Genomic DNA, 23963 nt, shown 5'->3' with positions numbered 1-23963 from the left:
TCATGATTCCTTGACGATAATGCTGCCTACCTGCGTGGCGATCTTCCGCATATCCTTGGTCACTTCCACCAACTGGTTGGCGATGTCCCGGTGCCGCGCATACTGCGTGGACTTCATATCCTTCAGCATCTCGGCCACCCACGTGCGGTGGGTTCGCTCGGCACGTTTCGCCAGCCTGAGGATCTCGATCCAGTAGTCCTCAAGTTCGTCGAGGTCTTCGAGCTTTCGCATGGCATCCACCGTCAGCTCGGCTTGGCGGCTGATGATCTCCAGTTGGTCGGCCGCGCGCTTGGGCAGCCGCTCCAGTTTGTAAAGGGCAACCAACTCGCCCGCGGCGTCGAGCTTCTCCATGGCCTCGTTGAGGTGGCGGGACAGGGCGTACATGTCCTCACGGGGGAGCGGGTTCACGAAGCTGGTGCGCATATGCGTCAGGAGCGCAAAGTGCAGGTCCAGGGACTTGGACTCGTGCTCGTGAAGTTCCTCGGTCAGGCGTTCGTGCTCACTGGCCTGGGCGCCGAGGATCTCTGAGAGCGTTCCGGTGGCGGCCACAATGACGCCGGCCATCTGCGCGAGCAGTACGAGCCCGGCAGGTTCCTGGGGGAAAAGGCGCAGCTTCATATCGCTTCCGGGCCGGGGACGGATGGGCTGCGGGCTGCTTGACTTGACGCTTCCCGCTTCGGCCCCAACTTTACCGGTACGACGACGGCCACCGCTAAGTCTGCGCGTATGGCCACGGCTCACATTCAGGCGTGGCTAGCCCGGATCTGTGCCTGGGCATAAAAATGGTGCCGAACCGGATACGCCTCTCGGCGGTAGGCCGCTCGAAGCGGCTATAAGTTGAAGCCCGGGGGTTTCGCGGTTCGGCACCAGTTTCAGTGTTCTACGTCGGTGGGGCTAAGTCAACATTGACAGGTTGGGTCTGACGTGGGTAAATTCGGGGATTTTTGGACCTTAATCCAGCTCTCCCAACCTCCATGCATTGGCGGCATGTTCGAGGTCCTCGGCAGTCTTTACCAGCTGGTGTGAGTTGCGTGTGAGCTTGCTTGCATGGCTTTCATTGCTGTGCTCCGCCCCGTCCGCCAGGGTCGCCTGGCCGAGCGCCACAACGCGGCAGAATGCAGCAGAACGTTCCAGTGCGACGTCGAAATCGCCGTCGAACGCGCCGGACAAAATAGCGTCCGCCATGGTCTTCATTTCATCTGCTCCGGGCGGCTCTGCAGCTCCAGCAACCACGTTGGATACCTGCGCAGTGTCGCGGCCTGCCCTGAAGTACACCGAGATGCGCTCGGGGTTCTGGATAGTTGCGGCGCGGAGGGCGTACAGCCTCCACAACGCGCCGGGCAGGGAACGGGCGGGGCTTTCGGCCCACATCTCAGCGATGGCTTCGAGACCCTGCTCGTCGGCCAGCTTCACCAAGCGACGGGTGACCTTGGGGTCGTCGCTGTCGCGGCCACGTTTTACGAGCGCCTGCGCCGCCAGGTGGGCAGCCTCGGAGACGCGGGCGGGGTCTGCTCCACCGGCGAACGGTTCGAAATCGATGGGCGCGAAGGGCTTGGGCTTGTGGTGCCTGTTCGCTCCGCCGTACGCACGTGGTCCTGGCTGTTCGCTCATGAGTTCACCGTACTCCTGTGCTCTGATGGGGTCGAGTAACGGTTTCTTGGGCTGCTTCCTTGCTGCCCGGGTGCCTTCCCGACCTACTTTGCCGCCCGGGCTTGGCCGACACGCCGCTGCCGCCGCGCGCCGTCGTCGGCTGTTTGCTCAAAAGAGGTCACGACGCCGCGTGGCCGAGTGCGTTCCTCGACTGGCTTGACGTTGAGGTACAGTATTCATGGCTGTTTGAACAGCTGGAGGGGCCTTTAGCTCAGTTGGTAGAGCATCGGACTTTTAATCCGTGGGTCGTGGGTTCGATCCCCACAGGGCCCACCCTTTCTGCAGGCCGGAGACGTTGAGTCTCCGGCCTGTTTTTGTTCCCGGACTCCCAGGCGCCCGGACCCCAGTCAACGGACAAATCACCGCCGCGCGCAGGGGTGAATTGTCCGTTGCGCGGGGCTCCCCGGAAAAAACTTCTTGACTCCCACACCCCGCCCCCAGCAACATAGTTTCTATAACGTTGTAAATTGACTCAATCCACAGCAAGCAGACAAGGACGCCCCTTGGGAACTCAGAACCCGGAAACCCCCACCGCCAAAATCACCATCGATCCCGCATTCATCGTGGGTCCCGTCAGGCGGAAGACCTTCGGTGCCTTCGTCGAACACCTAGGCCGATGCGTCTACACGGGCATCTTCGAACCCGAACACCCGAAGGCGGACGAGGACGGTTTCCGTACCGATGTCCTGGAACTCACGAAGGAGCTGGGTGTCTCCACAGTCCGCTATCCCGGCGGCAACTTCGTCTCCGGCTACCGCTGGGAGGACGGAGTTGGCCCAGTGGATCAGCGCCCAACGAGACTTGACCTTGCCTGGCACTCGAGCGACCCCAACCTGGTGGGTGTGGACGAGTTTGCCAAGTGGTCCGAGAAAGCCGGTGTTGAGCCGATGATGGCGGTCAATCTGGGCACCCGCGGGACGCAGGAAGCGCTGGACATCCTGGAATACTGCAACATCAAAGGCGGCACGGCCCTGTCAGAAAAGCGCAAGGCGAATGGCGCCGTCGAGCCCCACAACATCACGATGTGGTGCCTCGGGAACGAGATGGATGGCTTCTGGCAGATCGGCCACAAGAAGGCCGGTGAGTATGCTCGCCTCGCCGCCGAAACCGCCCGGGCCATGCGCATGATCAACCCGGACCTGGAGCTGGTGGCCTGTGGAAGTTCGAGTCCCACTATGCCCACTTTCGGGGAATGGGAGCGCGTTGTCCTCACCGAGACATACGAGCTTGTAGACCTGATTTCCGCGCACCAGTACTTCGAGGACTTCGGGGACCTGCAGGAGCACCTGTCTGCCGGGCACCGCATGGAGGCATTCATCAGGGACCTCGTCTCGCACATCGATCACGTGAAGTCTGCAAGCAAATCGGAAAAGCAGGTCAACATTTCCTTCGATGAATGGAATGTGTGGCACGGCTCCCGAGATGAGTCCAAGGCTCCCACAGGCGACGATTGGCCTGTTGCGCCAGTTCTGCTCGAGGATCGCTACACGGTGGCGGACGCCGTGGTGGTGGGCGACCTGCTCATCTCGCTGCTTCGCAACACGGATCGCGTCCACTCCGCCAGCCTCGCGCAGCTGGTCAACGTCATTGCACCGATCATGACTGAGCCGGGCGGGCGCTCCTGGAAGCAGACCACGTTCCACCCGTTCGCGCTGACCTCCCAGCATGCCTCGGGTACGGTGCTGAACCTTGCTGTCGAGTCGCCCACGCTGGACAGCGAAAAGACGGCCGGCTTCAACTCGTTGTCAGCTGTGGCAACGTACGACGCCGAAGCCAAGGAGGTTGTGGTTTTCGCTGTGAACCGTTCGGCCACGGACGCACTTACGCTCGACGCCGCCGTCGGGGGTTTGGGGACCGCCAGCGTCATCGAGGCCGTCACCTATACGAACAAGGACCCGTACTGGCAGGCGACCGCGGATGATTCGACGTCCGTCCTGCCGTCCGAAAACGTCAGTGTAACGCTCGACGGCGGCCGGCTCACCGCCGGGCTTCCGGCCGTGAGCTGGAGCATGATCCGGTTGTCGCTGGATTCCTAGGCGATCGCCTGCGACCCGTCCTGGAAGATCGGATACAGCGAAATCGGTGTGACGGTCGCTTCTGACGGAGCATCTTGGAAAGGCTCCGGCGCCTGTGTTGCGGGCGTCGGAGCCGGTTGCCCGGCCGCGACGATTTCCAGTGATTCCATATCCAGCAGTCTTCGGCTCCCGGTTTCTGCATCCTGAAGCCAGAACAGATCGGTACCTGCGACTGTCTTGAGTACCGTTCCCCGGTGGTAAAGGCGGCCGTTGTGCCACGCCTCTATGTATTCGCCGGCGCTGAGAGCGTGTGGCTCCTCCTTACTGCCCGGCAAGGTGCCAAAGGCCTGCGCCAAGCTGGCCTGCGTCTTCAGCGCCTGAAAAAGATCCCTGTTTGCAGTGCTCATGTTTGCTCCCCTCAGCCGGCTGCTGCCATCTTTGGCCGATTGGCCTTGTGGCTCCAGCCTTCCGCATTCATGTTGCAGGGGCGTTGCAGGCGGATGAGCGCTGTGTGACAGCTAGGAGGGATCGGCTTCCTCGCCTGGAAGATCAGGCCCGGAACCTGCAGAACCAGCCTCGGAACCAGCCGAATCCGAGCGGGGAAGCTCATCAGCATATGGCGCACGGGGACCAGCTTGGCTATTCAGGAGTTCGTTCGCGGCCATGGCCAAAAGGTCACGCTCCAACTCTGGGATAGAGACCATGCCTTGCAGGTAAGCCTCCACCTCGTATTCGCCCACGGACCCGCCGATGCTGAAGTAACGGAGCCACAAGGTGCTGGTGCTGATCCGCGCGACGGTAAGCGCCGCCAAAAGCCTGCGGCGTTGTTCGGGTTCTTTGCTGTCAAAGCCCATGTCCACCGGCCTGGATCAGGACTGCCCGTGTTCAGGCCATGGGCTCTTTGCCGAAACGATCGGGCGACCCAGCCCTGCGAGGGGAAGCTGTTCCAGGGGAATTTGCGTCTTCGTCATGCTCTCTCCGGCCATCAGGTCGGCGGGCCGACCAAGATGCTGTAATCGCTGGACTCCTGTGTCAGGGCACCAGTTTAATGGTTTTCGCGGCCCGATGCCCGTGTTCAGCAAAGTGCGTTGTTATTCCTCAAAGGCTGCTGAGATCTCGTGCTCACCGGAAATGCGGGCGATGATTCGCACGGCCACTTCCCTGAGCTTGATGTTGCGGTGGCTGGATGCGCTGGCGAGGATCTGGAACGCCGCGTCACGGCTGCAGCGGTTCTGCGCCATGATGATTCCGACGGCGGTATCAATGGTGGTGCGGGATTGCAAAGCTGCGGTGAGATTGTCCCTCGCGTCCCGCAACTGCGAGATCTTCAGGGCCAAGTGCAGCGCCTTTGCCCCGGTTGCCGTAACACGCTCCGCTGCCAGCAGGTCGTCATGGGAAAAGCCATGAGTGCGCGTGGAGTAAAGGTTCACTACTGCCTCTGCAGTGCTGTTCAGTTCCATAGGCAGGGCCAGTATGGAACCCACATTGGTTGCGGCGGCAACACGCATGTATTCGGGCCAGCGTTGCTCGGTGTGAACGTCGGGGACGTGCGTAATTGTGCGCGTTCTAAGGGCCGTAAGGCAGGGGCCATCATCAAAGCTGTTCTGGATCTCATCCAAGTTCCGTGCAAGGGCGTCGCTGTCCGCGATTGCAATCGGCTTTTTCTGTCGAATAACGGTCACACCGCAAGCTATGGTATTGCCAGCCGTGGTCAGTTTTGTGGCCGTCATGGTGGCGAGGTCTTCGAGGAAATCCCGGATGTCGGCGTTTTCGACGAGTAGATCCTGCAGACGGGTCAGGAATTCGGTCAGATCAACGTGGGTCTCATCCGGAACACGAAACGTGGACGGGCTACCCAAATAGTGGGTTGGAGACGGCTGGGTTTCTGTCATTGTCTTGTTCCTTGCTACTGTCCCACAGGGCCAGGCTGGCCGTCGGCGCTTAGTTCGTCTATTGCTGTGTCCACAAGCCGCATTTGCCCTGGGGCAAGCCCCAAAAGTCCGTTGAGGTACCCGTCCAACGCAAATTCGTCGGTGTCACCGCCGATGCCGAGATAGTAGGTCCACAAGCGGCTCAGGTTGAGGTTCCTGCCCCGGTAGCGTTCTCCGGCATGCTTGCGCTGTTCGCTATTCCAGCTGGGCTCTGCCCACTTGGGCCTATCGTTCATGGCAATCTGCCGCCCAGGTTGTTCCCGCCCCTGGCGTGTTCCAGGATGTCTCTGGCGACCTCGTGAAAGCACTTGTCGCTGTTCCGGGAGGCAAGTTGCAGGAGCCGAATTGCTGATTCCCGGCTGGAACGGTCATGCATCATGATGACGGAGACGGCCGCGTTCACAACGGCCCGGGATTCAAGTGCGGTCTGCAACTGTTCGGCTGATGGGACTGGCACTGCGTTGTTCTGGGCCATGACGGCCTCAATTCTGCAACGCCAGAGTCCACACTTCTCCGGCTGGGTGGCACTGCGCTCGTGTCCGCGCAAAGCCCGGTTATTCAACCCCGGACCTACACCACCCGAAATCTCCTACTGGTGACACTACGCGCGCGCCCCACCAGAAGATATAGCGGACGCCTACGCATGGTGGAATGGGCTCGCAAAACATCACCAGAATGAAGGTGATCCGGGCGCGACCGTTCCTGGCTACGACCACGAACTTGTGGAGATCCAAGCGGTGGCGGCCGTCATCGGATGACCCAACTTGGGCCTGATCTGCAACGATGTACCCAGCAACCCCGGCGAACGGATTCGGGGCAGAGTGATTGAAGGAGCACATTGATGGCCGTCACCATGAACGACGTCGCGCGGGCCGCCGGGGTCTCCTTGAAGACGGTTTCCAACGTCATCAACAACTACGAATTCATCCGGCCAGCTACCAAGCAGCGCGTCCTGGCTGCAATCGAAGAACTCGGATACGAAACCAACCTGACGGCCCGCAGCCTCCGTTCCGGCAAGACCAGCATGCTCGGGCTGGTGCTGAGCGACCTCTCGGTTCCGTACTATGCCGAGCTCGCCTCGGACATCATGAAGGCGGCGTGGGCGCGCGGCTACCGGGTCCTCGTCGAGCAGTCCGGCAACGCGGCCGACCACGAAAAGTCTGCACTTCAAGGCCAGTTCCGCAGCCTCACGGACGGGCTCCTCTTTATCCCGCTGTCGCTGGATGCCGAGCAAATCATCCAGGCCGCCGGCAAGAAACCGCTGGTCCTCCTGGGCGAATTCGTGCAGGACCCGCGGCTGGACATGGTCCTCATCCAAAACCACGAGGCAGCGGCAGCCGTCACCGAGCACCTGCTGGCGGGAGGTCGCCGTCGTATAGCGGTTTTGGGCGCGCACGACGGCGACACAACCGGCAGTAACGGCCTGCGCCTTAACGGCTACAAAGCTGCGCTCGCTGCCGCCGGTGTGGAGTATGACCCGGCGCTGGTGATCGACTGCGAGTGGCGGCGCGACGGCGGTGCGGACGCGATCGCGCGGCTGCTGGACAGCGGCGTTGGGTTCGACGCCGTGTTCGGTTTGAACGACGTCGTTGCCTTGGGGGCGCTGCACGAACTTCTGGTTCGAGGCAAACTTGTCCCGGACGACATAGCGCTGGCGGGCTTCGACGACATTGACGAAGCCAGATTCGCGTCGCCGTCGTTGACCACGGTGGAGCCTGGCCGTGCGGAAATTGCGGAGCGCGCCGTCGAACTCCTCATCAACAGGATCGAAGGCAAGGGTTCCCCGGACAAAGTGGAGCAAACGGAAGTGGCGTTCTCGCTGCGCGTCAGGCAGTCCGCGCCGTAGGACGTTACTGTTCTAAGAATGAACCACGCAGTCCCGGACGGAATCGTCACGCCCGCCATCATGATCGACGTCGATGTCCTCGACCGGAATATCCAACGCATGGCATCGAGCATGCTGAGCAGGGGACTGAGGCTCCGCCCGCATGTGAAGACACACAAGACCCTGGAGATCGCGGCCAAGCAGCTCGCGGCTGGAGCGGTTGGGCTCACGGTGGCGACGATCGGGGAAGCAGAGGTCTTCGCGGCCGGGGGTGCCACGGACATTTTCATCGCCTACCCGCTGTGGGTTGAGGCGCACCATGCGGAGCGGCTCAGGAAGCTTGCCAGAACGTGCAGCATCGCGGTGGGCACCGATTCAGTGGAAAGCGCGACGGCGATGGGCCGCCAGCTGGGCGCCGATGCCAGAAGTGTTGATGTCCTGATCGAAGTGGACAGCGGGCATCACCGCAGCGGAGTTCTGCCCGAAGAAGTGGTGGACGTTGCGCGCGCGGCCGCAGCAAGCGGCCTGAACATTGCGGGCGTCTTCACTTTCCCCGGACATAGTTACAAGCCGGGAATGCCAAGGGATGCAGCGGGTAACGAGGATGAGGCCCTTGGCCGTGCTTCCGCCGCGCTGGAGCATGCCGGCTTTGAGGTCCGCACCATCAGCGGCGGCTCCACCCCGACCGCACTGCTCGACGCCGAAACGCTGGCCACCGAGTTGCGCCCAGGCGTCTATGTTTTCGGTGATGCACAACAGCTTGAACTCGAACGATGCACGTGGGACGACATCGCGCTGACGGTCGCTGCCACGGTGGTCAGCCGCCACGAGTCCGACGGCGGGAATGTCCGGCGGGTGGTTGTGGACGCCGGCAGCAAGATCCTGGGCAGTGACCGCCCCGATTGGGCCACCGGATACGGGCGCCTGCCCGAATACCGGGACGCCCGGATCACCGCGCTCTCCGAACACCACGCTACCGTTGTTTGGCCGGACTCTGAGGAACTGCCGGCACTAGGCACGCGGCTCAGGCTGATCCCGAACCACGTGTGCCTGGCCATGAACCTCGTGGACCAGGTAACTGTGGTTCGCGGGGGCGCAGTGGTGGACACGTGGAAGGTCGCCGCCCGCGGCCGGAACAACTAATGCTACTTCGGGCTTAATTACTGTGGCGGCGGGTGGAAATTTACCCGCCACCACAGCAACTGCCGCTTCCCTTAGCCGATGGGAGTAGGCGGCTGTTCACCCTTGAGCGCGGCGAGCGTGTTGTCTGCCGCGAGTACTGCCATGGCCGTGCGTGTTTCCACCGTGGCGGAGCCGAGGTGCGGCACAAGCGTCACGTTCTCCAGTTCCAGCAACCATGGATGCACCTTGGGCTCTTGTTCGAAGACATCCAGGCCTGCGCCCGCGATCTGTTCTTCGCGAAGGGCCAAGGCGAGTGCGGCTTCGTCGATGATGGGTCCGCGTGCGGTGTTGACGAGATAGGCGGACTTCTTCATCGTGGCGAGTTGCTCAGCGCCGATCAGGTGATGCGTTGCCGGCCCGTACGGACAGTGCAGCGAGACGACGTCGGAGATGGTCAGCAGTTCGTCGAGCTCCACTCGCCGGGCGCCGAGTTCCGCGGCGATGGCGGGGTCGATTTCGCTGCGTGACTGGTAGACGATCTCCATTCCGAACGCCTTGGCCCGGCGGGCTGTGGCTTGGCCGATGCCACCCATTCCGACGACACCCAGGGTCTTGCCCTGCAGGCTGCTGCCGAGCAGGAAGAACATTCCCCACTTCCAGGCCTGGCCGGAACGGATGAGCCGTTCCCCCTCGCCGAGCCGGCGCGTGGCCATAAGGATCAGGCCGAACGCGATGTCGGCTGTGGCCTCAGTGAGCACCCCCGGGGTGTTGGTGGCGATGATCCCGCGTTCGGTGCAGGCGGGGACGTCGATGTTGTCATAGCCAACGGCGACGTTCGCGACCACTTTGAGCTGCGGGCCCGCGGCGTCGAGCAGTTCGGCGTCAATGCGTTCGGTCAGCAGGCTCACTATGGCGTCGGCTCCTGCTACGCGGCGCAGAAGTTCCTGGCGGCTGATGGAGTCCGAGCCCTCCCACGCATCCACCTCGTGTTCGGCGCGGAGCTTCTGGAGCGCGGGTTCGGGTACGCGTCCGGTGACGACTACGCGGCTCATGCCGTCTCGATCCATTCACGCAGGCGGGCCAGGCCATCGCGGATGTCCGGCACTTCGATGCCCGAGTACGCGAGCCGGATGTACTGCCGCTCCTCGCCGGGCAGGCGCCGGCCGAAGTGTTCACGCGTGCAGAACGAGACCCCAGTCTTGTAGAGGGCGTCGGAAGCGAAGTCACCCACTGCTGTGTAACCCAGCCGCTGCATAGCTTCGGTGACGTCCGGGAACAGGTAGAACGTGGACTGCGGAACTGCCACGCTCATTCCCGGGATGGCATTGACGATCCCGCACGCGGTGTCCCGGCGTTCCTTCAGGATGTCCAGCATCTGCTGTACCGGTTCCTGGGGGCCACGAAGGGCTTCGATGCCGGCCCACTGCACATAGTGAGTGGTGCATGATTCATCGTTGGTGTTCAGAGTGCTGAGCACTTTCGCTATTTCAAGCGGGGCCACGGCACAGCCCAACCGCGAGCCCGTCATGGCGAACTTCTTGCTGAACGTGTACAGGATGACGGTGCGCTCGGCCATGCCGGGAAGTGACGCGATGGAGCTTGAGACTCCTTCGTAGCGCGTCTCGAAATAGGCCTCATCGGAGAGTACCCAGAGGTCGTGCTCCTGTGCGATCTGGGCGATGGCCTCGCGTTCGGACGCCGTCGATTCGGCCGAGATGGGGTTCTGCAGATCGTTGTAGATGATCGCGGCCGTGTTCGGGGTGATTGATGCCCGGACCTGGTCGAGGTCGATCGCGAATCCGTCACTTGTGGGCACATAGCGGTAGGGCACAGCGGTGCCGCCCAGATATTCGATTTGGGATTCGTAGATCGGGAACCCGGGGTTGGGGTAGAGCACCTCCTGGCCAGGGTTCATGACGGCCTGCAGGAACTTGGTGATAACGGGCTTACCGCCGGTCATCACCACCACGTTGTCGGGGGAGAATTCCATTCCGCGCCGTGCGCCGAGGTCTTCGGCGAGGGCTTCCCGAAGCTGGGGGATACCGGGACCGGGGCAGTAGCCCGTGTAGCCATCGGTGATTGCCTTGTTCATCGCCTCAACGATGTGAGGGGCCGTTGGGATATTGATGTCGCCAAGGTGGAAGGGGTAAACCAGGTTCCCTTTGGCCTTCCATGCGGCAGCGGCCTGCGCCACGCTGAACGCAGTTTCGGTGCCCAGGCGTTCAAGCCGGTGTGCGAGTTTCTGCATGTGCTGTTTAACTCCTCATCGAGCTGATCACGGGTTTTCACGTGAAGTACTCAACTAGTATATTAGTGATGTATTAGACTGTCTATGGATAGGCGGTCATTAAAACAGCGCCCCCAGCGACTCCCCACAAACCCGTTGATCTGCCACACTCAACCCCATGCAGTCGTTGTTCGACGGACTCCTTCACGCCAGCCCACTGGTGGTGATCTGCATCGTCTTCGCATTGGTCTTCGCCGAGGACGCCTTGTTTATCGGCTTCGTGATCCCAGGCGAAACAGCTGCGGTGGTAGGGGGAGTCTTCGCAAGCCGGGGTGATCTTCCCTTATGGGGCATGATCCTGGTTGTCATCTCCGCAGCCATCCTCGGTGACACGGTCGGTTACGAGATCGGCAAGCACCTCGGTCCACGGATCATGGCCCTGAAACTCCTGGATAAGAGAAGAACCCAGCTCCAAAAAGCCGAGGATTTCCTGGCCCGCCGTGGCGGCCTCGCCGTGTTCCTGGGCCGCTTCACAGCCTTTTTCCGCGCAGTCATGCCCGCGCTCGCAGGGCTCAGCCGAATGCCATACCGCCGCTTCGCCATCTGGAACTTCACGGGTGGCATCATTTGGGGCGCCCTGTTCGTGACCTTGGGATTCGTTGCAGGGAACTCCTATGAAGAGCTAGCCCATGCGGTGGGGCGCGGTGCCGCAGTGGTGGTGGGCGCCGTCGTGGTTGTCATCCTGGCCGTGTGGCAGATCCGAAAGCATCGAGCGGCGGCCAAACCCACAGCTGACTGAGACCCTCTGGAAACGTGGCGGAAACTTCTAGTCCTTACGCTGATCACAAACTGTCCCTTCGTGTGCACCCAGGTAGCAGCTTTGAGGAGAATCAATGCATCTTTTGCCCCGTGAGCAGGAAAAACTCATGATCGTGGTGGCTGCCGATCTGGCCAGGCGAAGGCAGTCGCGCGGATTGAAGCTGAACTATCCCGAAGCCATCGCGATCATCAGCTACGAGCTCATCGAGGGCGCCCGGGACGGCAAATCCGTTGCGGAGCTGATGAGCTACGGAACCACTTTGCTGCGTCGCGAAGACGTGATGGAAGGTGTGCCGGAGATGATCCACGACGTCCAAATCGAAGCCACGTTCCCCGACGGCACCAAGCTCGTCACTGTCCACGACCCCATTCGATAGGAGCCCCCATGATCCCCGGTGAATACAGGCTCCGCCCCGAGCCCATCGCCTGCAACAGCGGCCGTGAGGCGATCGCCGTCGAGGTTGTCAATCGAGGTGACCGGCCAGTCCAGATTGGCTCGCACTACCACTTTGCAGAGGCCAACCGCGCCCTGGAGTTTGACCGTGAAGCCGCCTACGGCCGGCGTCTGGACATCCCCGCCGGCACCGCAGCCCGCTTTGAACCCGGGGACAAGAAGACCGTCCAGCTGGTGGAGTTGGCAGGTTCCCGCGAAGTTTTCGGCCTGAGCAACGCAGTCAATGGAAAGCTCGACGGCGGAACCCGCCTTGGCGGGACCTCCCGCGCAGCGGTGGCTATGACAGACGTGGCCATGGAAGGAGATGCCAAGTGAGCTTCGAGCTTCCCCGCCGGCAATACGCCGAGCTGTACGGCCCAACGACAGGTGATGCCATCCGCTTGGCGGACACCGAACTCTTCCTCGAAATTGAGAACGACTACACCGTCTACGGCGAAGAAGTGGTGTTCGGGGGCGGCAAAGTAATCCGCGATGGCATGGGCCAAAACGGCCAGGCGACGCGCTCCGAGGACATCCCTGACACCGTCATCACCAACGTCATCGTCCTGGACTACTCAGGCATCTACAAGGCCGATGTGGCCCTGAAGGATGGCCACATTTTCAAGATCGGCAAAGCCGGCAACCCGCAGATCATGGACGGCGTGGACATCGTGATCGGTGCCAGCACGGAGATCATCGCCGGCGAACGGAAAATCCTCACAGCCGGTGGCATCGACACCCATATCCACTTCATTTCCCCCGAACAGGTTCCCACTGCGCTCTGCAGCGGCGTCACCACCATGGTGGGCGGCGGCACGGGACCTGCGGAAGGAACCAAAGCCACCACCATCACGCCCGGATCCTGGCATATCTCGCGGATGCTCCAGGCCGCCGAAGGGCTCCCCATCAACATCGGCCTGTTCGGCAAGGGCCACGCGTCCGCCGTCGAGCCCCTCGCAGAGCAGATCCGCGCCGGTGCCGTTGGGCTCAAAGTCCATGAGGATTGGGGCTCCACCACGTCCTCCATCGACATGTCCTTGCGCGTGGCCGACGAATACGACGTCCAGGTGGCGATTCACACGGACACCCTCAACGAGTGCGGCTTCGTCGAAGACACCATCAAGGCGATCGACGGTCGGGTCATTCACACCTTCCACACGGAAGGCGCAGGCGGCGGCCACGCGCCGGACATCATCAAGATTGCCGGGCTGCCCAATGTGCTTCCGGCCTCCACCAACCCCACGTTGCCATACACAAAGAACACCATCGAAGAGCACCTGGACATGCTCATGGTCTGCCACCACCTCAACCCGGACATCCCGGAAGACGTGGCCTTCGCAGACTCCCGCATCCGTGCGGAAACCATCGCCGCTGAGGACGTCCTGCACGATCTGGGCGTCTTCGCCATCACGTCCTCGGACTCGCAGGCAATGGGCCGCGTAGGAGAAGTGATCATAAGGACCTGGCAGGTGGCCGATGCCATGAAGCGGCAACGCGGGGTTCTTCAGGATCCTTCCGGTGCTGTGCATGGTGCTGGCTTGGGCGGGGAGTCCGACAACTTCCGGCTCAAGCGGTACGTAGCCAAATACACGATCAACCCCGCCATCGCACAGGGCATGTCGGACGTCATCGGTTCCGTGGAAGTGGGGAAATTCGCGGACCTGGTGTTGTGGGACCCCGCGTTCTTCGGAGTTAAGCCCGAGCTCGTCATCAAAGGCGGACAGATCGCCTACGCACTCATGGGGGACTCCAACGCCTCCATCCCCACGCCGCAGCCCCGCACCATGCGACCCATGTTCGCCAGCTACGGCAAGGCACTCCAACAGACGTCCATCACGTTCCTCTCCAAAGCAGCAATCGACGCCGGAGTCCCCGAAAAACTCGGACTCGAACGCATCATCCGGCCCGTCACCGGCATCAGAAACCTGCGCAAAGCCGACCTCAAGTTCAACGGCGAAACCCCGGACATCGTCGTCGACCCCGAAACCTACAAGGTGACAGTGGACGGCGTCGAAGCCACCTGCGAACCCTCCGACGTGCTGCCCATGGCACAGCGGTACCACCTCTTCTAAACCGGATAGAGAACCACGTGATCATCAAAAAAATCCTCGGCAACCTCCACGAACACCCCGGCGCCTATGCAGGCCACCACAAAGAAAAAGTTGTCCTCCCCAGCGCCCTGCTCGTCAAACGCATCCAACGCGTCACCACCGACCACGGCAAAGAACTCGGCATCCGACTCCCCACCGGATCCGGCGACCTACGCGACGGCGACATCCTCGCCGCCGACGACACCAACCTCATCGTCATCTCCGTGCTGCCAACAGACGTCCTCGTGATTGCTCCGCGCAGCATCCACGAAATGGGTGTGGTCGCGCACTCCCTCGGCAACCGGCATCTGCAGGCACAATTCTTCGACTCGCTATCTGAGTACGGCGCTGAGGTCATGGTTTGTCAGTATGACCACACCGTCGAGGACTATCTGAAGAGCGTCGGCGTCCCCTACGACAGGCAAGAGCGGGTCATGCCGGTGCCTTTCCGCCATGCTGAGCATTCGCACTAAGCGTTTATCGGTGCTGGCTTTAGCGGTTGGCAAGCCTCGGGCGGGTGATAGGGGCCGTGCCCGCTTCGCGATGCCCTCCACACCGCGGCCCCTATCACCCGCCTCCGCTTGTCGAGCCCAGTTCCAGCGCGGTGCGCTTTGAGTGCGGGATATCAGCTGGCTCTTCAACAATTGACTGACTCTGCGTTGCCTACGGGGGCGTTTGCTCATTCTTTGGGGTTTGAGAGCTACATACATCGTGAGTTGGTTCGTGATGAGGTCACTTTTGGGGATTGGCTTTCCTCATTTGTGGGGCAGCAGTTGACTTATTCGGATGGGTTGGCTTTGCGGTTTTTGTATGAGGGGGTGGATGTTGGTTTGTTGGACTCTGTTCTTTCTGGGCAGTTGTTGGCTCGGGAGGTTCGGGAGGCTTCCTTGAAGATGGGTGGGCGGCTCCTGGAGATTGGCGGGGAGGTGTTTCCTTCGACGGAGTTGGAGGCGTATCGGGCGCTCGTTCGTAGGGGTGGTGCTGTGGGGCATCAACCTTTGGCCTTTGGGGTGATTGCGCGGTCCTTAGGGGTTCCTTTTAAGGAGGCGCTTGCTGCGTATTTGTTTGCCACCGTTACTTCCCTGACGCAGAACGCCGTGCGTGCAATCCCGCTCGGGCAGAACTCCGGGCAACGGGTACTTCGGCACGCGCACGACGCCGTTGCTGCCGCCGTCGAGGTTGTAGCACAACTGTGCTGGGACGACTTTGGGGCCGTCAGCCCCGGACTTGAAATTTCACAAATGCGGCACGAGCGGCAACGCGCCCGCATGTTCATGAGCTAACCCAGGAGGACACATGTCTGAACCCATCAAAATCGGCGTCGGTGGACCCGTCGGGGCCGGCAAGACACAACTCGTCGAGCGCATCACCCGGCACATGAGCGGCGACATTTCCATGGCCGCCATTACCAACGACATCTACACCATCGAAGACGCCAAAATCCTCGCGGCCAACGGCATCCTGCCCGAAGACCGCATCATCGGCGTCGAAACCGGCGGCTGCCCCCACACCGCAATCCGCGAAGACACCTCCATGAACACAGCAGCCATCGAAGAACTCAAAACCCGGCACCCCGACCTTCAAGTCATCTTCGTCGAATCCGGCGGAGACAACCTCTCAGCAACCTTCAGCCCCGAACTCGTCGACTTCTCCATCTACATCATCGACGTAGCCCAAGGCGAAAAAATCCCCCGCAAAGCCGGCCAAGGCATGATCAAATCCGACCTCTTCATCATCAACAAAACGGACCTGGCGCCGCACGTCGGAGCAGATCTGTCAGTGATGGAGCGGGACTCCAAGGAATTCCGCGGCAACAAGCCCTTCTGCTTCACGAATCTCAAAACCGACGAAGGGTTGGACGCCGTCCTGAACTGGATCCGGCGCGACGTCCTGATGCTCGACTTGACGCGATGACGCCGCTCGAGCGCGTCCGCACGTCACCGGGGGCGGCGCCCGCCATGGGTCCGGCGGCTTCGCCGGATTTGGGGCCGTGCCCGCTTCGCGATGCCCACCACGCCGCGGCCCCCAAATCCGGCTCAGCCGCCTCAGTGGTGAAGTCGCCTCCCGGCACTGAGCAGTCCACGTTGAACGCCGCACCACCCCCGAAATCCGGCGCCGCAGTTGCGGGCGGGGCATCTTGCGGGGGTGGCTTATGAGCACGCACATAGTGGTCCCGACCGGCGATGCCGGTCCCTGGGGGAGCCTGGGGCCCCACGCCGAGTTGGCTTTTGGGGAGCGGGCCGTGCGGGGGCGGTTGGAGCTTGGGGTTAGTGTGAGGGGCGGGAGGTCTGTTGCGTCTCGGCAATTTCATGAAGGCGCCTTGAGAGTGTTGCGGCCGCATTATTTGGATCAGTCGGGGCAGGTTTGCTTTGTCATGGTTAATCCTGGCGGGGCGTATTTGGGGGCGGACTTGTTTCTTATTGACGTGGAGGTCCAGGCTGGGGCGGATCTTTTGTTGACTACGCAGTCGGCTACGAAGGTTTATCGGACTCCGGGGTCCTTTGCTGAGCAGCGCATGAGTGTGCGGCTTGGGGAGGGGGCGCGGTTGGAGTTGCTGCCTGACCAGTTGATCGCTTATCGGGAGGCGAGTTATCGGCAGAATTCGCGCATCAGTCTCCACCCGACGTCGAGCCTTGTCATGGCTGAGATCATCACGCCGGGGTGGTCGCCGGACGGTGGGGTGTTCCGGTATGAGGAGTTGCGGCTGCGCAATGAGATCCAGGTCGAGACCGGTGAGGGATCCCGGCTATTGGCGCTCGATAACCTCCTGATTCTCCCACCCGTCAACGATGTGACTGGGATGGGGTTCATGGAGGGTTTCAGCCATGTGGGCTCGTTGGTGGTTGTTGATCCGAGGGTGAATCAAGAGCTTGCCGACGAGCTGCACCAATTGACGCGGGACCATGACGCTTACACGGGCGTTTCGTTGACCAATAGTGTTGGCGGTACTACGGGGCTTGTGCTGAGATCGTTGTCCAACAGCACCGACGAACTCAATAGTCTCCTGGGCGCCTGCACCAGCGTTCTCCGTGAACGTTGGTATGGTCAGGGACCCGTGAACCTGAGGAAGTATTGATGCCTGCGCTGATGGAATTCGCCGCAATGTACCGGGACCGGGAGAAGTTGCCGCTGCGCACCCGGCTACTTTTCACGTTCGGTGCGGTCGCCGCCCTCCACGTTGCCGCCGTCGTGCTTTTGCTGCTTGGTACTGCAGGGGCGGCCCAACCTTTGGCGCTCGGCTTGGTGATCACCGCGTACGTGGCCGGAATCAAGCACAGCTACGACTGGGACCACATCGCTGCGATCGATAACTCCACGCGCAAGTTCGTCGCGCAGCACAAGGATCCGGTGAGCGTCGGCTTCGCGTTCAGCCTGGGCCACAGTTCCGTGGTGATCCTGGCCGGGCTCCTGGTGGTGGCGGGCGCAACGTTGATAGGCCAATTCATGGAGGACGGCACGGCGGGCAACAAGGTGCTGGGCTTGATCGGTAGCGCGGTGTCGGGGTTGTTCCTGCTGGCGATGGGGCTCTTTAACGGCTCAGCATTCCTGCGTGCCACGCAGGTGTACCGGAGTGTGCAGGCTGGCGGCCGGATCCACGCAGATGATCTCGAGGCGAAGGGATTTGTGGCCCGGTTGCTGGCCAAGCCCCTGTCAAAGGTGGAGCGGCCGCGGAACATCTACGTGATCGGTTTCCTCTTCGGCCTCGGCTTCGATACGGCCACCACCATCGGGCTGCTGGTTATCACCACGACGGCGTCACTCGCCGGAGTCTCGCCCCTGGCCTTGATGGCACTTCCATTCGCGTTCACCGCGGCCATGACATTGTGCGATTCCATCAACGGCGTGGCCATGATGAAAATGTACAAGTCCGCCATCAATGACCCCCAGCGCAAGCTCGGCTTCAATGTGGTGGTCACCGGCATCTCGGCTGTCTCGGCGCTGTTCATCTCCGTGATCACGCTCGGGGGATTCGTCAACGCGGCGTTTGAACTGGAGGACCCGCTGACCACGTGGCTGGGAGGGATCGACCTTGGCGACGCAGGCCTGCTCTTGGTGTGCCTGTTCGTCATCGCGTGGGCTGTTTCCGCATGGCGTGGCCGGGCGAGGCGCTCGGCCCAGCCCAACTAAGTCGCAGTACAGCGCGTTTAGAGCCCTCAAAACGCGCTGTACTGCTACACACTTGGGTTAGGTTGCAGCCACCGCGTTGAAGAGCTCATTCGTGTCCACGCCAAGGTCCGATGTGTCCAGGACGTTCGTTAGGAACACGACGCACCGGTCCTGCTCCGGGAACATCCACCATTCCGTGCCCGACCACCCTGGGTGACCGTAGATCCCCTTGGCAATCAGCTCGGATTCGTTGGCTGGCATCTGGAAACCAAGGCCCGTGTGCCGCAAGGGCTTGGGCCGGACACTGATGTGGGAAACCCCGGTAGTCCTTGGCCGGCGCATGGCAGTAAGCGTCGCAGGCTGGACCGCCTTGCCCGAATTGCGCAGCAACTCGATGCCGAGATTGAGCAGATCCGTGGCGGTGCCGAACAACCCTGCGCCGGGGTGCTTCTTCTTGTACATCCCCTCAACGTCCAGGCCCTGCTCTTCTGCGCCACGGACTGTGTGCGGATTGCAGTCGGTGTGGAACGTGAGGCCTTTCGCGCCGGTGTCCTCAGCCAATGAACGAACCTGCTCTTCGAACGGGCGCCCGTCGGCCCATTCGGCCATCGCCGCAGCACCCTCAAATGCCACATTGCAGTACTGGACCAACGATCCCGCATAGAAGGCTTGCTCCGCCGTGGTGAGGTCTTCGCGGAGGGGAGTGCCGCCGTCGAGCTGTGTATCCATGATTCCCGACCGGTGACTCAACAGGTGTTCGAGGGTCACGGTGTCCGTGCGGCCGGCGCCGAAGCCGGGGAGCGCATCCGTCAATGAATTGCCGAGCGACAATTTGCCCAGCTCAACCTGGCGCATCACCGTCATTGCGCTGATGGGTTTGGTGACTGAGAACAGCGCAAAGTGGTCATCGGCGGTTGCCTTCCGGCCGTTGTCGTGCCCAAAAGCAACGACGTCGGAGATGCCGTGGCTGGATGCGATTCCCAGCACGGCCACCGGCACGCGGCCCTGATCCACCTGTTTGCGGGCCCAGTCTGCTGCGGGACCTGATTCCACCATGTGATTTCCACGCTTTCGCTCGGGTTCGGTGGGACGAATGTATCGAAAATTGTTCAAACCGCGTGTAACCGCGGGACGTCGGCCGGAAACTATAGAAGTATCCTGCAGTTCAGGACACTACTTTCAGGGGGAAAATCGTGCTTTCCGAGCGCGAACTGGCGTTTATCGCCATTCACAAAAACAGCTATCCGCCCGTTTTCAGATTTGTCCGCCGCAGGGTGGAATCGGCGGAAATTGCCGAAGAAATCGCGGCGGACGTTTTCCGGGTCGTGTGGCAAAAATGGGACGACGACTCCCAACCCGATCTCCCATATCTGCTAACCGTTGCCCGCAATCTCGTCGGGAATGCCTACAGGAGCCGTGACCGGCAACAGGCGCTGCAGGAAAAGCTACGCACGACGGCGGTGGAGCGTTTCGGGGACGACTCCGAGAACGTCGTGGTACAGGATGCCATGGCCCGGCTCCGCGAACAGGATCGGGACATCCTCCAGCTGGCGTATTGGGATGGTTTGGGCTGTGGCGAAATCGCGCGGGTACTCAACTGCAGTGAATCCGCAGCGAAAGTCCGCTTGCACCGCGCACGTGGTGCCTTCCGGAAACAGTTGCCTGCAGGTGTCGAAACGACTACACACAAGATGGGAGTCTGAGATGGACCAGATCAAGAGCCAGATTTCCGCGATCGATCCTCTTGCCCACGAACCAGAGGCCGGAATCAACGGCGAAGAAGCCCTTGCCCGTATGCTGACCGGGCCCAGGGTCTTCAGTGACACTGTGCCCGCTGGCGTGACCTCGCTCCAAGAGCGCCGGAACCGCAAGGTCCGGATTGCCGGAGCGCTGTTGCTGGGAGCAGCCGCCGTCACTGCCGGTGTCCTCGTGGCAGCCAACTTTGGGCCAGTGAGTTCGACGCCGGCGCCGGCGGTAACCGTCACAACACCTGAACCAACGCCAACGCCGAGCGTGTCCGCCACTCCTTCGGCCAGCGCATCAGTGACCCCTTCCGGCACTCCGACGCCGGTCACTCCGACTCAGTCGGCACCTGCGATCGTTCCGCCGGTGGCACCAACCCCGACACCTACAGCGCCGCCAGCTGCAGCCATGCAAAAATTCACGTTCCCGGATGGACACATCTCCTTCAACTACCCGAGTGGTTGGACCGTCCGGACGGAGCAGGGTCCGTATCTTTCGGAGGAAACAAAGGCCGCATCCCAAGGAGCCACCATCCTGGATAGCGCCGGGGACAAGGTCGCCTTTGTGTCCAGCGGGTTCTACGGAGACGGCACGGCGGGCCGGGTGGATCGGACAGTCCTGGACCGGGCAGTGGTTCCTGGTGTCAGGGGCATGTCAGGTGAGCAAGTGGAGTTTGGCTTCTTTTCAAACAAAATCCAATTCATCCCCTACGAGGGACCGGCCTACGAGGGCATGCCTTCAGCTCGTTCCGGCTCCAGCGATGATCCTCCCATTTACGCCATGGATATTCGGTTGTCGTCCGAGCTGGAGGCAGGAATTACTACCTCTGGCACCAACCTGATCCGGATGCCCAACGGGTTCATGAACGCATACGTTGTGTTCGATCCTGCCAAGCAACCAACCTTCGCCACCCCCGAGGCAGCGAAGGCCTGGATGGGCAGCACGCAGTACGCCCAGCTCAAGTCCCTGCTCCTGAGCGTCAGCTACAAATAACCCCATCTGGGGGACAGATAACGTCGCTCTGACAGCTCAGAACGACGTTATCTGTCCCCTACTTGGGCTAGCGGGTGGTGAGCAGATGGCTGGCGGGGTCGTACCGGAAGGTGACCGGGCCGCCGTCGTGTTTCAGGGCGATGTTGCTGCCGTTCGCGGCGCCGCCCAGACCGTAGTTCTCAGCCCAGGAGCCGTTGATCGCGGCCTTGAACTCGTAGTTCCCTGCAGCGAGATTCGGCACGGATAGCTTCCAGAACCCATCTGCAGGATCCAAGGCAAGCTGGGCCTGTGGGCAATCGGGCATCCAGTCGCCGGCACAGCCGAGCTCGGAGTTCAGGCTACCGGGAACGGAGACGGCAGCAGGCTGCTGACCGGCAACCGCGGCGCTGATCACGTTCGTTGCATGGTCGTACAAGAACGTGACGGCGCCGCCAGGGTGCGTGAACACCACATTCGGACCGTTCAGAACGCCACCAGCTCCATAGTTCTCATCCCACGAACCGTTGAGCGCAGCCTTGAACTCATACGTTCCCGCCGGGAGGTTCGGGACGTTCAGCTGCCACAGACGATGCGTGGGTTCGTACGTCATCGACGCCTGCTCACACGACGGCTGCCAATCCTCCGTGCAGCCAAGCTCGGTGTTGAGGCTGCCGGCAACGGTCACGGTTTCGGGCTGCACAGGCTCACCCACCACACCCGTTTGCGGCTCGCCCGCCGAAGTCTGTCCCCTGTTGTCCAGCACCACTGCGCGGTACTCCACTGACGTGCCGGACTCCAGGGAAGATACGTCGTGGAACACCTGGTACGGCGCGTTGTCATCCGTGCCAATCGACTGCCACTCGCCGCCCGCTGTCCGCTCCTGGAAGGTGACTTCGTAGAACGAGTTACCGTCGACGTCGGCCGTCACCTTCAGGCGGGAAGCGTCACCGGCGGCCGTGACTGGCTTCTTGAGTACGACGCCGGGTGCCGCCTTGGACTGCGCGAGTCGCCCCGCTGCTTGGTACACCACGGTGGAAAGCGGAGGAACCGTAACGGTCAGCTTCGCCTGAGTGTCAGTCTTGGCGTCGGCTGCAGCGTCGCCATAAACGAGGTTGAACGGCTCCTTCGCCTCATACGTCGGGATCTCCGCGGTCTGGGCGCTCTCGCTGTTGTTCACGGCAACCACGTATTCACGTTGCTCTCTGGCATCGATGCGGGAGAAGGCGTAAATCCCCGGGCCGTCGGCAGCGTAGCGGTTCTGCTGTGCGCCGCTGCGGAGGGTGGGGTGCTCGGCGGTGAGTGCAGCAAGTTCGCTGATCTTCTTGTACAGCGGGTGGCCGGTATCGAAATTGTCCGTTGCATGCGTCGCGCTCGTGCCCAGAAGGTCGTCGTCAAGGTATTCCTGAACCTGGCTGGCGAACATTGATTGCCGCGAGTCCTGGTCCCCACCTGCCCCGGTGAATCCTTGCTCATCGCCGTAGTAGACAACGGGGTTACCGCGGGAGAAGTACATCAGCTCGTGGGCGAGTTCATCGCGCTCGACGAGTTCGGCGTCGGAGGCTCCTGCATTGTCCTGGGCGATGAACGTGCCGATGCGGCCCATGTCGTGGTTCCCCAGGAAGGTGGGCAGTTGGTACACGTTGGAATCTGCATCCGTGTACCAGTCATCTCCGTTGAAGAACTCGGCCAAACCACTTGCCTTGCTGCTTTGGGAGGCGAAGCTGCGGGCAGCTCCCTGGAAGCCGAAGTCGAGAACGGCCTGCATCTTGTTCCTGGTGGTGAATTTGGACGTGACGCTCTTGGAGGTGTCGAAGACTTCGCCAAACATGAAGAATTCGTCCTTGCCCTGCTCCTTGGCATAGCTCAGGACCTGCGGGCCGAACTGCTGCCAGAATTCATCGTTGACGTGCTTCATGGTGTCGATGCGGAAACCATCGATCCCGAAGTCGTGGATCCAACTCTTGTAGACATCAACAAATCCGTTGACCACGCGGGGATTCTCCGTGAACAGATCGTCCAAGCCAAAGAAGTCACCGTAGAGCGCGTCCTCGCCGGAAAAGGTGGTGTTGCCACGGTTGTGATAGAGCGTGGAGTCGTTGAGCCATGCGGGAACCTTGATGTCCTGCTCGGCTTCGGGGACCACCGGCGTGTAGGGGAAGGACGTGGCTGGATCCAGTGCTGGAAAGTCCTGCGTGCCGGCGTAGTCGTGATCATCGAAGGCCTCACCGGCCGCCGTGCGGTACGGCTCGCTTTCCTTGGAAATGTAGGGCGCTGACTCAGATTCTTGATACTGGATCACGTCCGCAGTGTGGTTCGTGATGATGTCGAAGTACACCTTCATGCCCCGGGCGTGGGCGGCATCGATGAGCGTCTTCAGCTCCGCGTTGGTGCCCAAGTGGGGATCGATCTGCGTGAAGTCCGTAACCCAATACCCGTGGTATCCGGCAGAGCTGTTGTCCAGCTCGCCGCCGCCTTGGACAGCTTTGTTCTTGAAGCTCGGCGTAAGCCAAAGGGCATTCGTTCCCAAACCCTGGATGTAGTCCAAACGGTCCTGGAGGCCCTTCAGGTCACCGCCGTTGTAGAAGCCCTTGCGGGTGGGGTCGTAGCCGGACACCATCGGATCCGAACCCAGCCCGCCGTCGTCGTTGGCTTTTGTGCCGTTGTTGAAGCGGTCAGCCATGACGAAGTAGAAGTTCTGATCACTGACGCCGCCGCGGACCGAGTGTTGGCCGGCGGCATCAGGCGGGGTTTTCTTGGTAACGACCGCCGCGCTCGCGGGCAGGACGGTGGATGCCGTCACCACTGCGGTGGCGAGTACGACGGGGACAATGGATCTATAGCTGCGAGATAGCAAGTGATGAAACCTTCCGCTAAGCGACTCTGCTGTGTGGCAACTCACAACTGTAAGCGCTTGCTTCGCTGGATTCCACAGAAATAGAAGGTTTTCTGGATGTGAAGAGCTGTTACGCCCTTTATATCTGGAAGCGTTTGCAGCTTTACTAGCGGAGAAAGAGGCGAAATCGTACTGT

The 23963-nt window shown here is 61.5% G+C and carries 25 protein-coding genes and 1 tRNA gene; 15 read left to right on the top strand and 11 right to left on the bottom strand.

Annotation, left to right across the window (positions count from 1 at the left end; translation table 11 throughout):
• Together ACTAQJ_RS15945 and ACTAQJ_RS15940 are read right to left on the bottom strand one after the other, a co-directional pair.
• Positions 1-618 carry a DUF47 domain-containing protein gene (locus ACTAQJ_RS15945; protein WP_431117485.1) on the bottom strand — a complete coding sequence of 206 codons (618 nt, stop codon included), beginning with the start codon at positions 616-618 and terminating at the stop codon, positions 1-3.
• A gap of 333 nt (positions 619-951) precedes the next feature.
• Entirely contained in the window at positions 952-1611 is a 660-nt protein-coding gene (locus ACTAQJ_RS15940; protein WP_431117486.1) for a hypothetical protein, read from the bottom strand.
• A 239-nt stretch (positions 1612-1850) separates the two neighbouring features.
• Between ACTAQJ_RS15940 and ACTAQJ_RS15935 the strand changes: the two genes are divergently transcribed.
• Together ACTAQJ_RS15935 and arfA are read left to right on the top strand one after the other, a co-directional pair.
• Positions 1851-1923 (top strand) — tRNA-Lys (locus ACTAQJ_RS15935).
• A gap of 230 nt (positions 1924-2153) precedes the next feature.
• A complete protein-coding gene (gene arfA / locus ACTAQJ_RS15930) occupies positions 2154-3686 on the top strand; it encodes an arabinosylfuranosidase ArfA (RefSeq protein ID WP_498697544.1) in 1533 nt (510 codons plus the stop codon).
• Here the strand turns inward: arfA and ACTAQJ_RS15925 are convergent.
• From ACTAQJ_RS15925 to ACTAQJ_RS15905, 5 genes are all read right to left on the bottom strand, one after another.
• On the bottom strand, positions 3683-4072 hold the full coding sequence (locus ACTAQJ_RS15925) for a hypothetical protein (RefSeq protein ID WP_431117488.1): 390 nt from the start codon (positions 4070-4072) through the stop codon (positions 3683-3685). The two genes, arfA and ACTAQJ_RS15925, sit on opposite strands and share 4 nt — an antisense overlap.
• 111 nt (positions 4073-4183) lie before the next feature.
• A complete protein-coding gene (locus tag ACTAQJ_RS15920) occupies positions 4184-4519 on the bottom strand; it encodes a hypothetical protein (protein WP_498697542.1) in 336 nt (111 codons plus the stop codon).
• A 237-nt stretch (positions 4520-4756) separates the two neighbouring features.
• The gene (locus ACTAQJ_RS15915) at positions 4757-5557 is read right to left on the bottom strand and encodes an ANTAR domain-containing protein (RefSeq protein WP_498697540.1); all 801 of its coding nucleotides are present in this window, start codon (positions 5555-5557) and stop codon (positions 4757-4759) included.
• A gap of 14 nt (positions 5558-5571) precedes the next feature.
• A complete protein-coding gene (locus tag ACTAQJ_RS15910) occupies positions 5572-5832 on the bottom strand; it encodes a hypothetical protein (protein WP_498697538.1) in 261 nt (86 codons plus the stop codon).
• The gene (locus ACTAQJ_RS15905) at positions 5829-6071 is read right to left on the bottom strand and encodes an ANTAR domain-containing protein (RefSeq protein ID WP_477516572.1); all 243 of its coding nucleotides are present in this window, start codon (positions 6069-6071) and stop codon (positions 5829-5831) included. Before ACTAQJ_RS15905 ends, ACTAQJ_RS15910 begins: the two co-directional genes overlap by 4 nt.
• Positions 6072-6437: 366 nt before the next feature.
• Between ACTAQJ_RS15905 and ACTAQJ_RS15900 the strand changes: the two genes are divergently transcribed.
• Both ACTAQJ_RS15900 and ACTAQJ_RS15895 read left to right on the top strand, forming a co-directional pair.
• Positions 6438-7442: a LacI family DNA-binding transcriptional regulator gene (locus tag ACTAQJ_RS15900; RefSeq protein WP_498697536.1), complete on the top strand. Its 1005-nt coding sequence runs from the start codon at positions 6438-6440 to the stop codon at positions 7440-7442.
• An 18-nt stretch (positions 7443-7460) separates the two neighbouring features.
• Positions 7461-8564 (top strand): D-TA family PLP-dependent enzyme, encoded by a 1104-nt coding sequence (locus tag ACTAQJ_RS15895; protein WP_498697535.1) that lies wholly within the window; start codon positions 7461-7463, stop codon positions 8562-8564.
• A gap of 71 nt (positions 8565-8635) precedes the next feature.
• On the opposite strand, the gene ACTAQJ_RS15890 is transcribed toward ACTAQJ_RS15895, so the two are convergent.
• A complete protein-coding gene (locus tag ACTAQJ_RS15890) occupies positions 8636-9595 on the bottom strand; it encodes a 2-hydroxyacid dehydrogenase (RefSeq protein WP_498697533.1) in 960 nt (319 codons plus the stop codon).
• Positions 9592-10791 carry a pyridoxal phosphate-dependent aminotransferase gene (locus tag ACTAQJ_RS15885; protein WP_477517857.1) on the bottom strand — a complete coding sequence of 400 codons (1200 nt, stop codon included), beginning with the start codon at positions 10789-10791 and terminating at the stop codon, positions 9592-9594. Before ACTAQJ_RS15885 ends, ACTAQJ_RS15890 begins: the two co-directional genes overlap by 4 nt.
• A 157-nt stretch (positions 10792-10948) precedes the next feature.
• Here ACTAQJ_RS15885 and ACTAQJ_RS15880 point away from each other — a divergent pair, with 157 nt between their 5' ends.
• The 9 genes from ACTAQJ_RS15880 (at position 10949) to ACTAQJ_RS15840 (ending at position 18240) form a co-directional block, all read left to right on the top strand.
• A complete protein-coding gene (locus ACTAQJ_RS15880; protein WP_498697525.1) occupies positions 10949-11569 on the top strand; it encodes a DedA family protein in 621 nt (206 codons plus the stop codon).
• A gap of 94 nt (positions 11570-11663) precedes the next feature.
• Positions 11664-11966: an urease subunit gamma gene (locus tag ACTAQJ_RS15875; protein WP_498697521.1), complete on the top strand. Its 303-nt coding sequence runs from the start codon at positions 11664-11666 to the stop codon at positions 11964-11966.
• Positions 11967-11974: 8 nt separating this feature from the next.
• Positions 11975-12358 (top strand): urease subunit beta, encoded by a 384-nt coding sequence (locus tag ACTAQJ_RS15870; protein WP_498697519.1) that lies wholly within the window; start codon positions 11975-11977, stop codon positions 12356-12358.
• Positions 12355-14094, top strand: coding sequence for an urease subunit alpha (ureC, locus tag ACTAQJ_RS15865; RefSeq protein ID WP_498697517.1), 1740 nt, complete (start codon positions 12355-12357; stop codon positions 14092-14094). The genes ACTAQJ_RS15870 and ureC overlap by 4 nt, the downstream gene beginning before the upstream one ends.
• 17 nt (positions 14095-14111) lie before the next feature.
• A complete protein-coding gene (ureE, locus tag ACTAQJ_RS15860) occupies positions 14112-14585 on the top strand; it encodes an urease accessory protein UreE (RefSeq protein ID WP_498697515.1) in 474 nt (157 codons plus the stop codon).
• Positions 14586-14723: 138 nt separating this feature from the next.
• Positions 14724-15395 (top strand): urease accessory protein UreF, encoded by a 672-nt coding sequence (locus ACTAQJ_RS15855; RefSeq protein WP_498697514.1) that lies wholly within the window; start codon positions 14724-14726, stop codon positions 15393-15395.
• Positions 15396-15408: 13 nt separating this feature from the next.
• A complete protein-coding gene (ureG, locus tag ACTAQJ_RS15850; protein WP_498697512.1) occupies positions 15409-16026 on the top strand; it encodes an urease accessory protein UreG in 618 nt (205 codons plus the stop codon).
• 238 nt (positions 16027-16264) lie between these two features.
• Complete coding sequence (locus tag ACTAQJ_RS15845; RefSeq protein ID WP_498697510.1) at positions 16265-17188, top strand: urease accessory protein UreD; 924 nt, start codon at positions 16265-16267, stop codon at positions 17186-17188.
• A complete protein-coding gene (locus ACTAQJ_RS15840) occupies positions 17188-18240 on the top strand; it encodes a HoxN/HupN/NixA family nickel/cobalt transporter (RefSeq protein WP_498697507.1) in 1053 nt (350 codons plus the stop codon). The genes ACTAQJ_RS15845 and ACTAQJ_RS15840 overlap by 1 nt, the downstream gene beginning before the upstream one ends.
• 57 nt (positions 18241-18297) lie before the next feature.
• Here the strand turns inward: ACTAQJ_RS15840 and ACTAQJ_RS15835 are convergent, their stop codons facing one another.
• A complete protein-coding gene (locus ACTAQJ_RS15835; RefSeq protein WP_498697504.1) occupies positions 18298-19275 on the bottom strand; it encodes a serine hydrolase domain-containing protein in 978 nt (325 codons plus the stop codon).
• Positions 19276-19412: 137 nt separating this feature from the next.
• Here ACTAQJ_RS15835 and ACTAQJ_RS15830 point away from each other — a divergent pair, with 137 nt between their 5' ends.
• Positions 19413-19922: an RNA polymerase sigma factor gene (locus tag ACTAQJ_RS15830; protein WP_498697502.1), complete on the top strand. Its 510-nt coding sequence runs from the start codon at positions 19413-19415 to the stop codon at positions 19920-19922.
• 1 nt (position 19923) lies between these two features.
• Positions 19924-20955 carry a hypothetical protein gene (locus tag ACTAQJ_RS15825; RefSeq protein ID WP_498697500.1) on the top strand — a complete coding sequence of 344 codons (1032 nt, stop codon included), beginning with the start codon at positions 19924-19926 and terminating at the stop codon, positions 20953-20955.
• A 67-nt stretch (positions 20956-21022) separates the two neighbouring features.
• On the opposite strand, the gene ACTAQJ_RS15820 is transcribed toward ACTAQJ_RS15825, so the two are convergent.
• Complete coding sequence (locus ACTAQJ_RS15820) at positions 21023-23788, bottom strand: alpha-amylase family glycosyl hydrolase (RefSeq protein ID WP_498697497.1); 2766 nt, start codon at positions 23786-23788, stop codon at positions 21023-21025.
• Positions 23789-23963: the final 175 nt, after the last annotated feature.

It is taken from the genome of Arthrobacter sp. alpha11c (assembly GCF_054149985.1).
This window is presented reverse-complemented; position numbering and strand designations above follow the sequence as displayed.

What these genes read in the sequence shown, in the direction of transcription:
- ACTAQJ_RS15945 (WP_431117485.1), bottom strand. Translation starts at nt 618, where the DNA reads ATGAAGCTGCGCCTTTTCCCCCAGGAACCTGCCGGGCTCGTACTGCTC.
- ACTAQJ_RS15940 (WP_431117486.1), bottom strand. Translation starts at nt 1,611, where the DNA reads ATGAGCGAACAGCCAGGACCACGTGCGTACGGCGGAGCGAACAGGCAC.
- ACTAQJ_RS15925 (WP_431117488.1), bottom strand. Translation starts at nt 4,072, where the DNA reads ATGAGCACTGCAAACAGGGATCTTTTTCAGGCGCTGAAGACGCAGGCC.
- ACTAQJ_RS15920 (WP_498697542.1), bottom strand. Translation starts at nt 4,519, where the DNA reads ATGGGCTTTGACAGCAAAGAACCCGAACAACGCCGCAGGCTTTTGGCG.
- ACTAQJ_RS15915 (WP_498697540.1), bottom strand. Translation starts at nt 5,557, where the DNA reads ATGACAGAAACCCAGCCGTCTCCAACCCACTATTTGGGTAGCCCGTCC.
- ACTAQJ_RS15910 (WP_498697538.1), bottom strand. Translation starts at nt 5,832, where the DNA reads ATGAACGATAGGCCCAAGTGGGCAGAGCCCAGCTGGAATAGCGAACAG.
- ACTAQJ_RS15905 (WP_477516572.1), bottom strand. Translation starts at nt 6,071, where the DNA reads ATGGCCCAGAACAACGCAGTGCCAGTCCCATCAGCCGAACAGTTGCAG.
- ACTAQJ_RS15900 (WP_498697536.1), top strand. Translation starts at nt 6,438, where the DNA reads ATGGCCGTCACCATGAACGACGTCGCGCGGGCCGCCGGGGTCTCCTTG.
- ACTAQJ_RS15895 (WP_498697535.1), top strand. Translation starts at nt 7,461, where the DNA reads ATGAACCACGCAGTCCCGGACGGAATCGTCACGCCCGCCATCATGATC.
- ACTAQJ_RS15890 (WP_498697533.1), bottom strand. Translation starts at nt 9,595, where the DNA reads ATGAGCCGCGTAGTCGTCACCGGACGCGTACCCGAACCCGCGCTCCAG.
- ACTAQJ_RS15885 (WP_477517857.1), bottom strand. Translation starts at nt 10,791, where the DNA reads ATGCAGAAACTCGCACACCGGCTTGAACGCCTGGGCACCGAAACTGCG.
- ACTAQJ_RS15880 (WP_498697525.1), top strand. Translation starts at nt 10,949, where the DNA reads ATGCAGTCGTTGTTCGACGGACTCCTTCACGCCAGCCCACTGGTGGTG.
- ACTAQJ_RS15875 (WP_498697521.1), top strand. Translation starts at nt 11,664, where the DNA reads ATGCATCTTTTGCCCCGTGAGCAGGAAAAACTCATGATCGTGGTGGCT.
- ACTAQJ_RS15870 (WP_498697519.1), top strand. Translation starts at nt 11,975, where the DNA reads ATGATCCCCGGTGAATACAGGCTCCGCCCCGAGCCCATCGCCTGCAAC.
- ureG (WP_498697512.1), top strand. Translation starts at nt 15,409, where the DNA reads ATGTCTGAACCCATCAAAATCGGCGTCGGTGGACCCGTCGGGGCCGGC.
- ACTAQJ_RS15845 (WP_498697510.1), top strand. Translation starts at nt 16,265, where the DNA reads ATGAGCACGCACATAGTGGTCCCGACCGGCGATGCCGGTCCCTGGGGG.
- ACTAQJ_RS15840 (WP_498697507.1), top strand. Translation starts at nt 17,188, where the DNA reads ATGCCTGCGCTGATGGAATTCGCCGCAATGTACCGGGACCGGGAGAAG.
- ACTAQJ_RS15835 (WP_498697504.1), bottom strand. Translation starts at nt 19,275, where the DNA reads ATGGTGGAATCAGGTCCCGCAGCAGACTGGGCCCGCAAACAGGTGGAT.
- ACTAQJ_RS15825 (WP_498697500.1), top strand. Translation starts at nt 19,924, where the DNA reads ATGGACCAGATCAAGAGCCAGATTTCCGCGATCGATCCTCTTGCCCAC.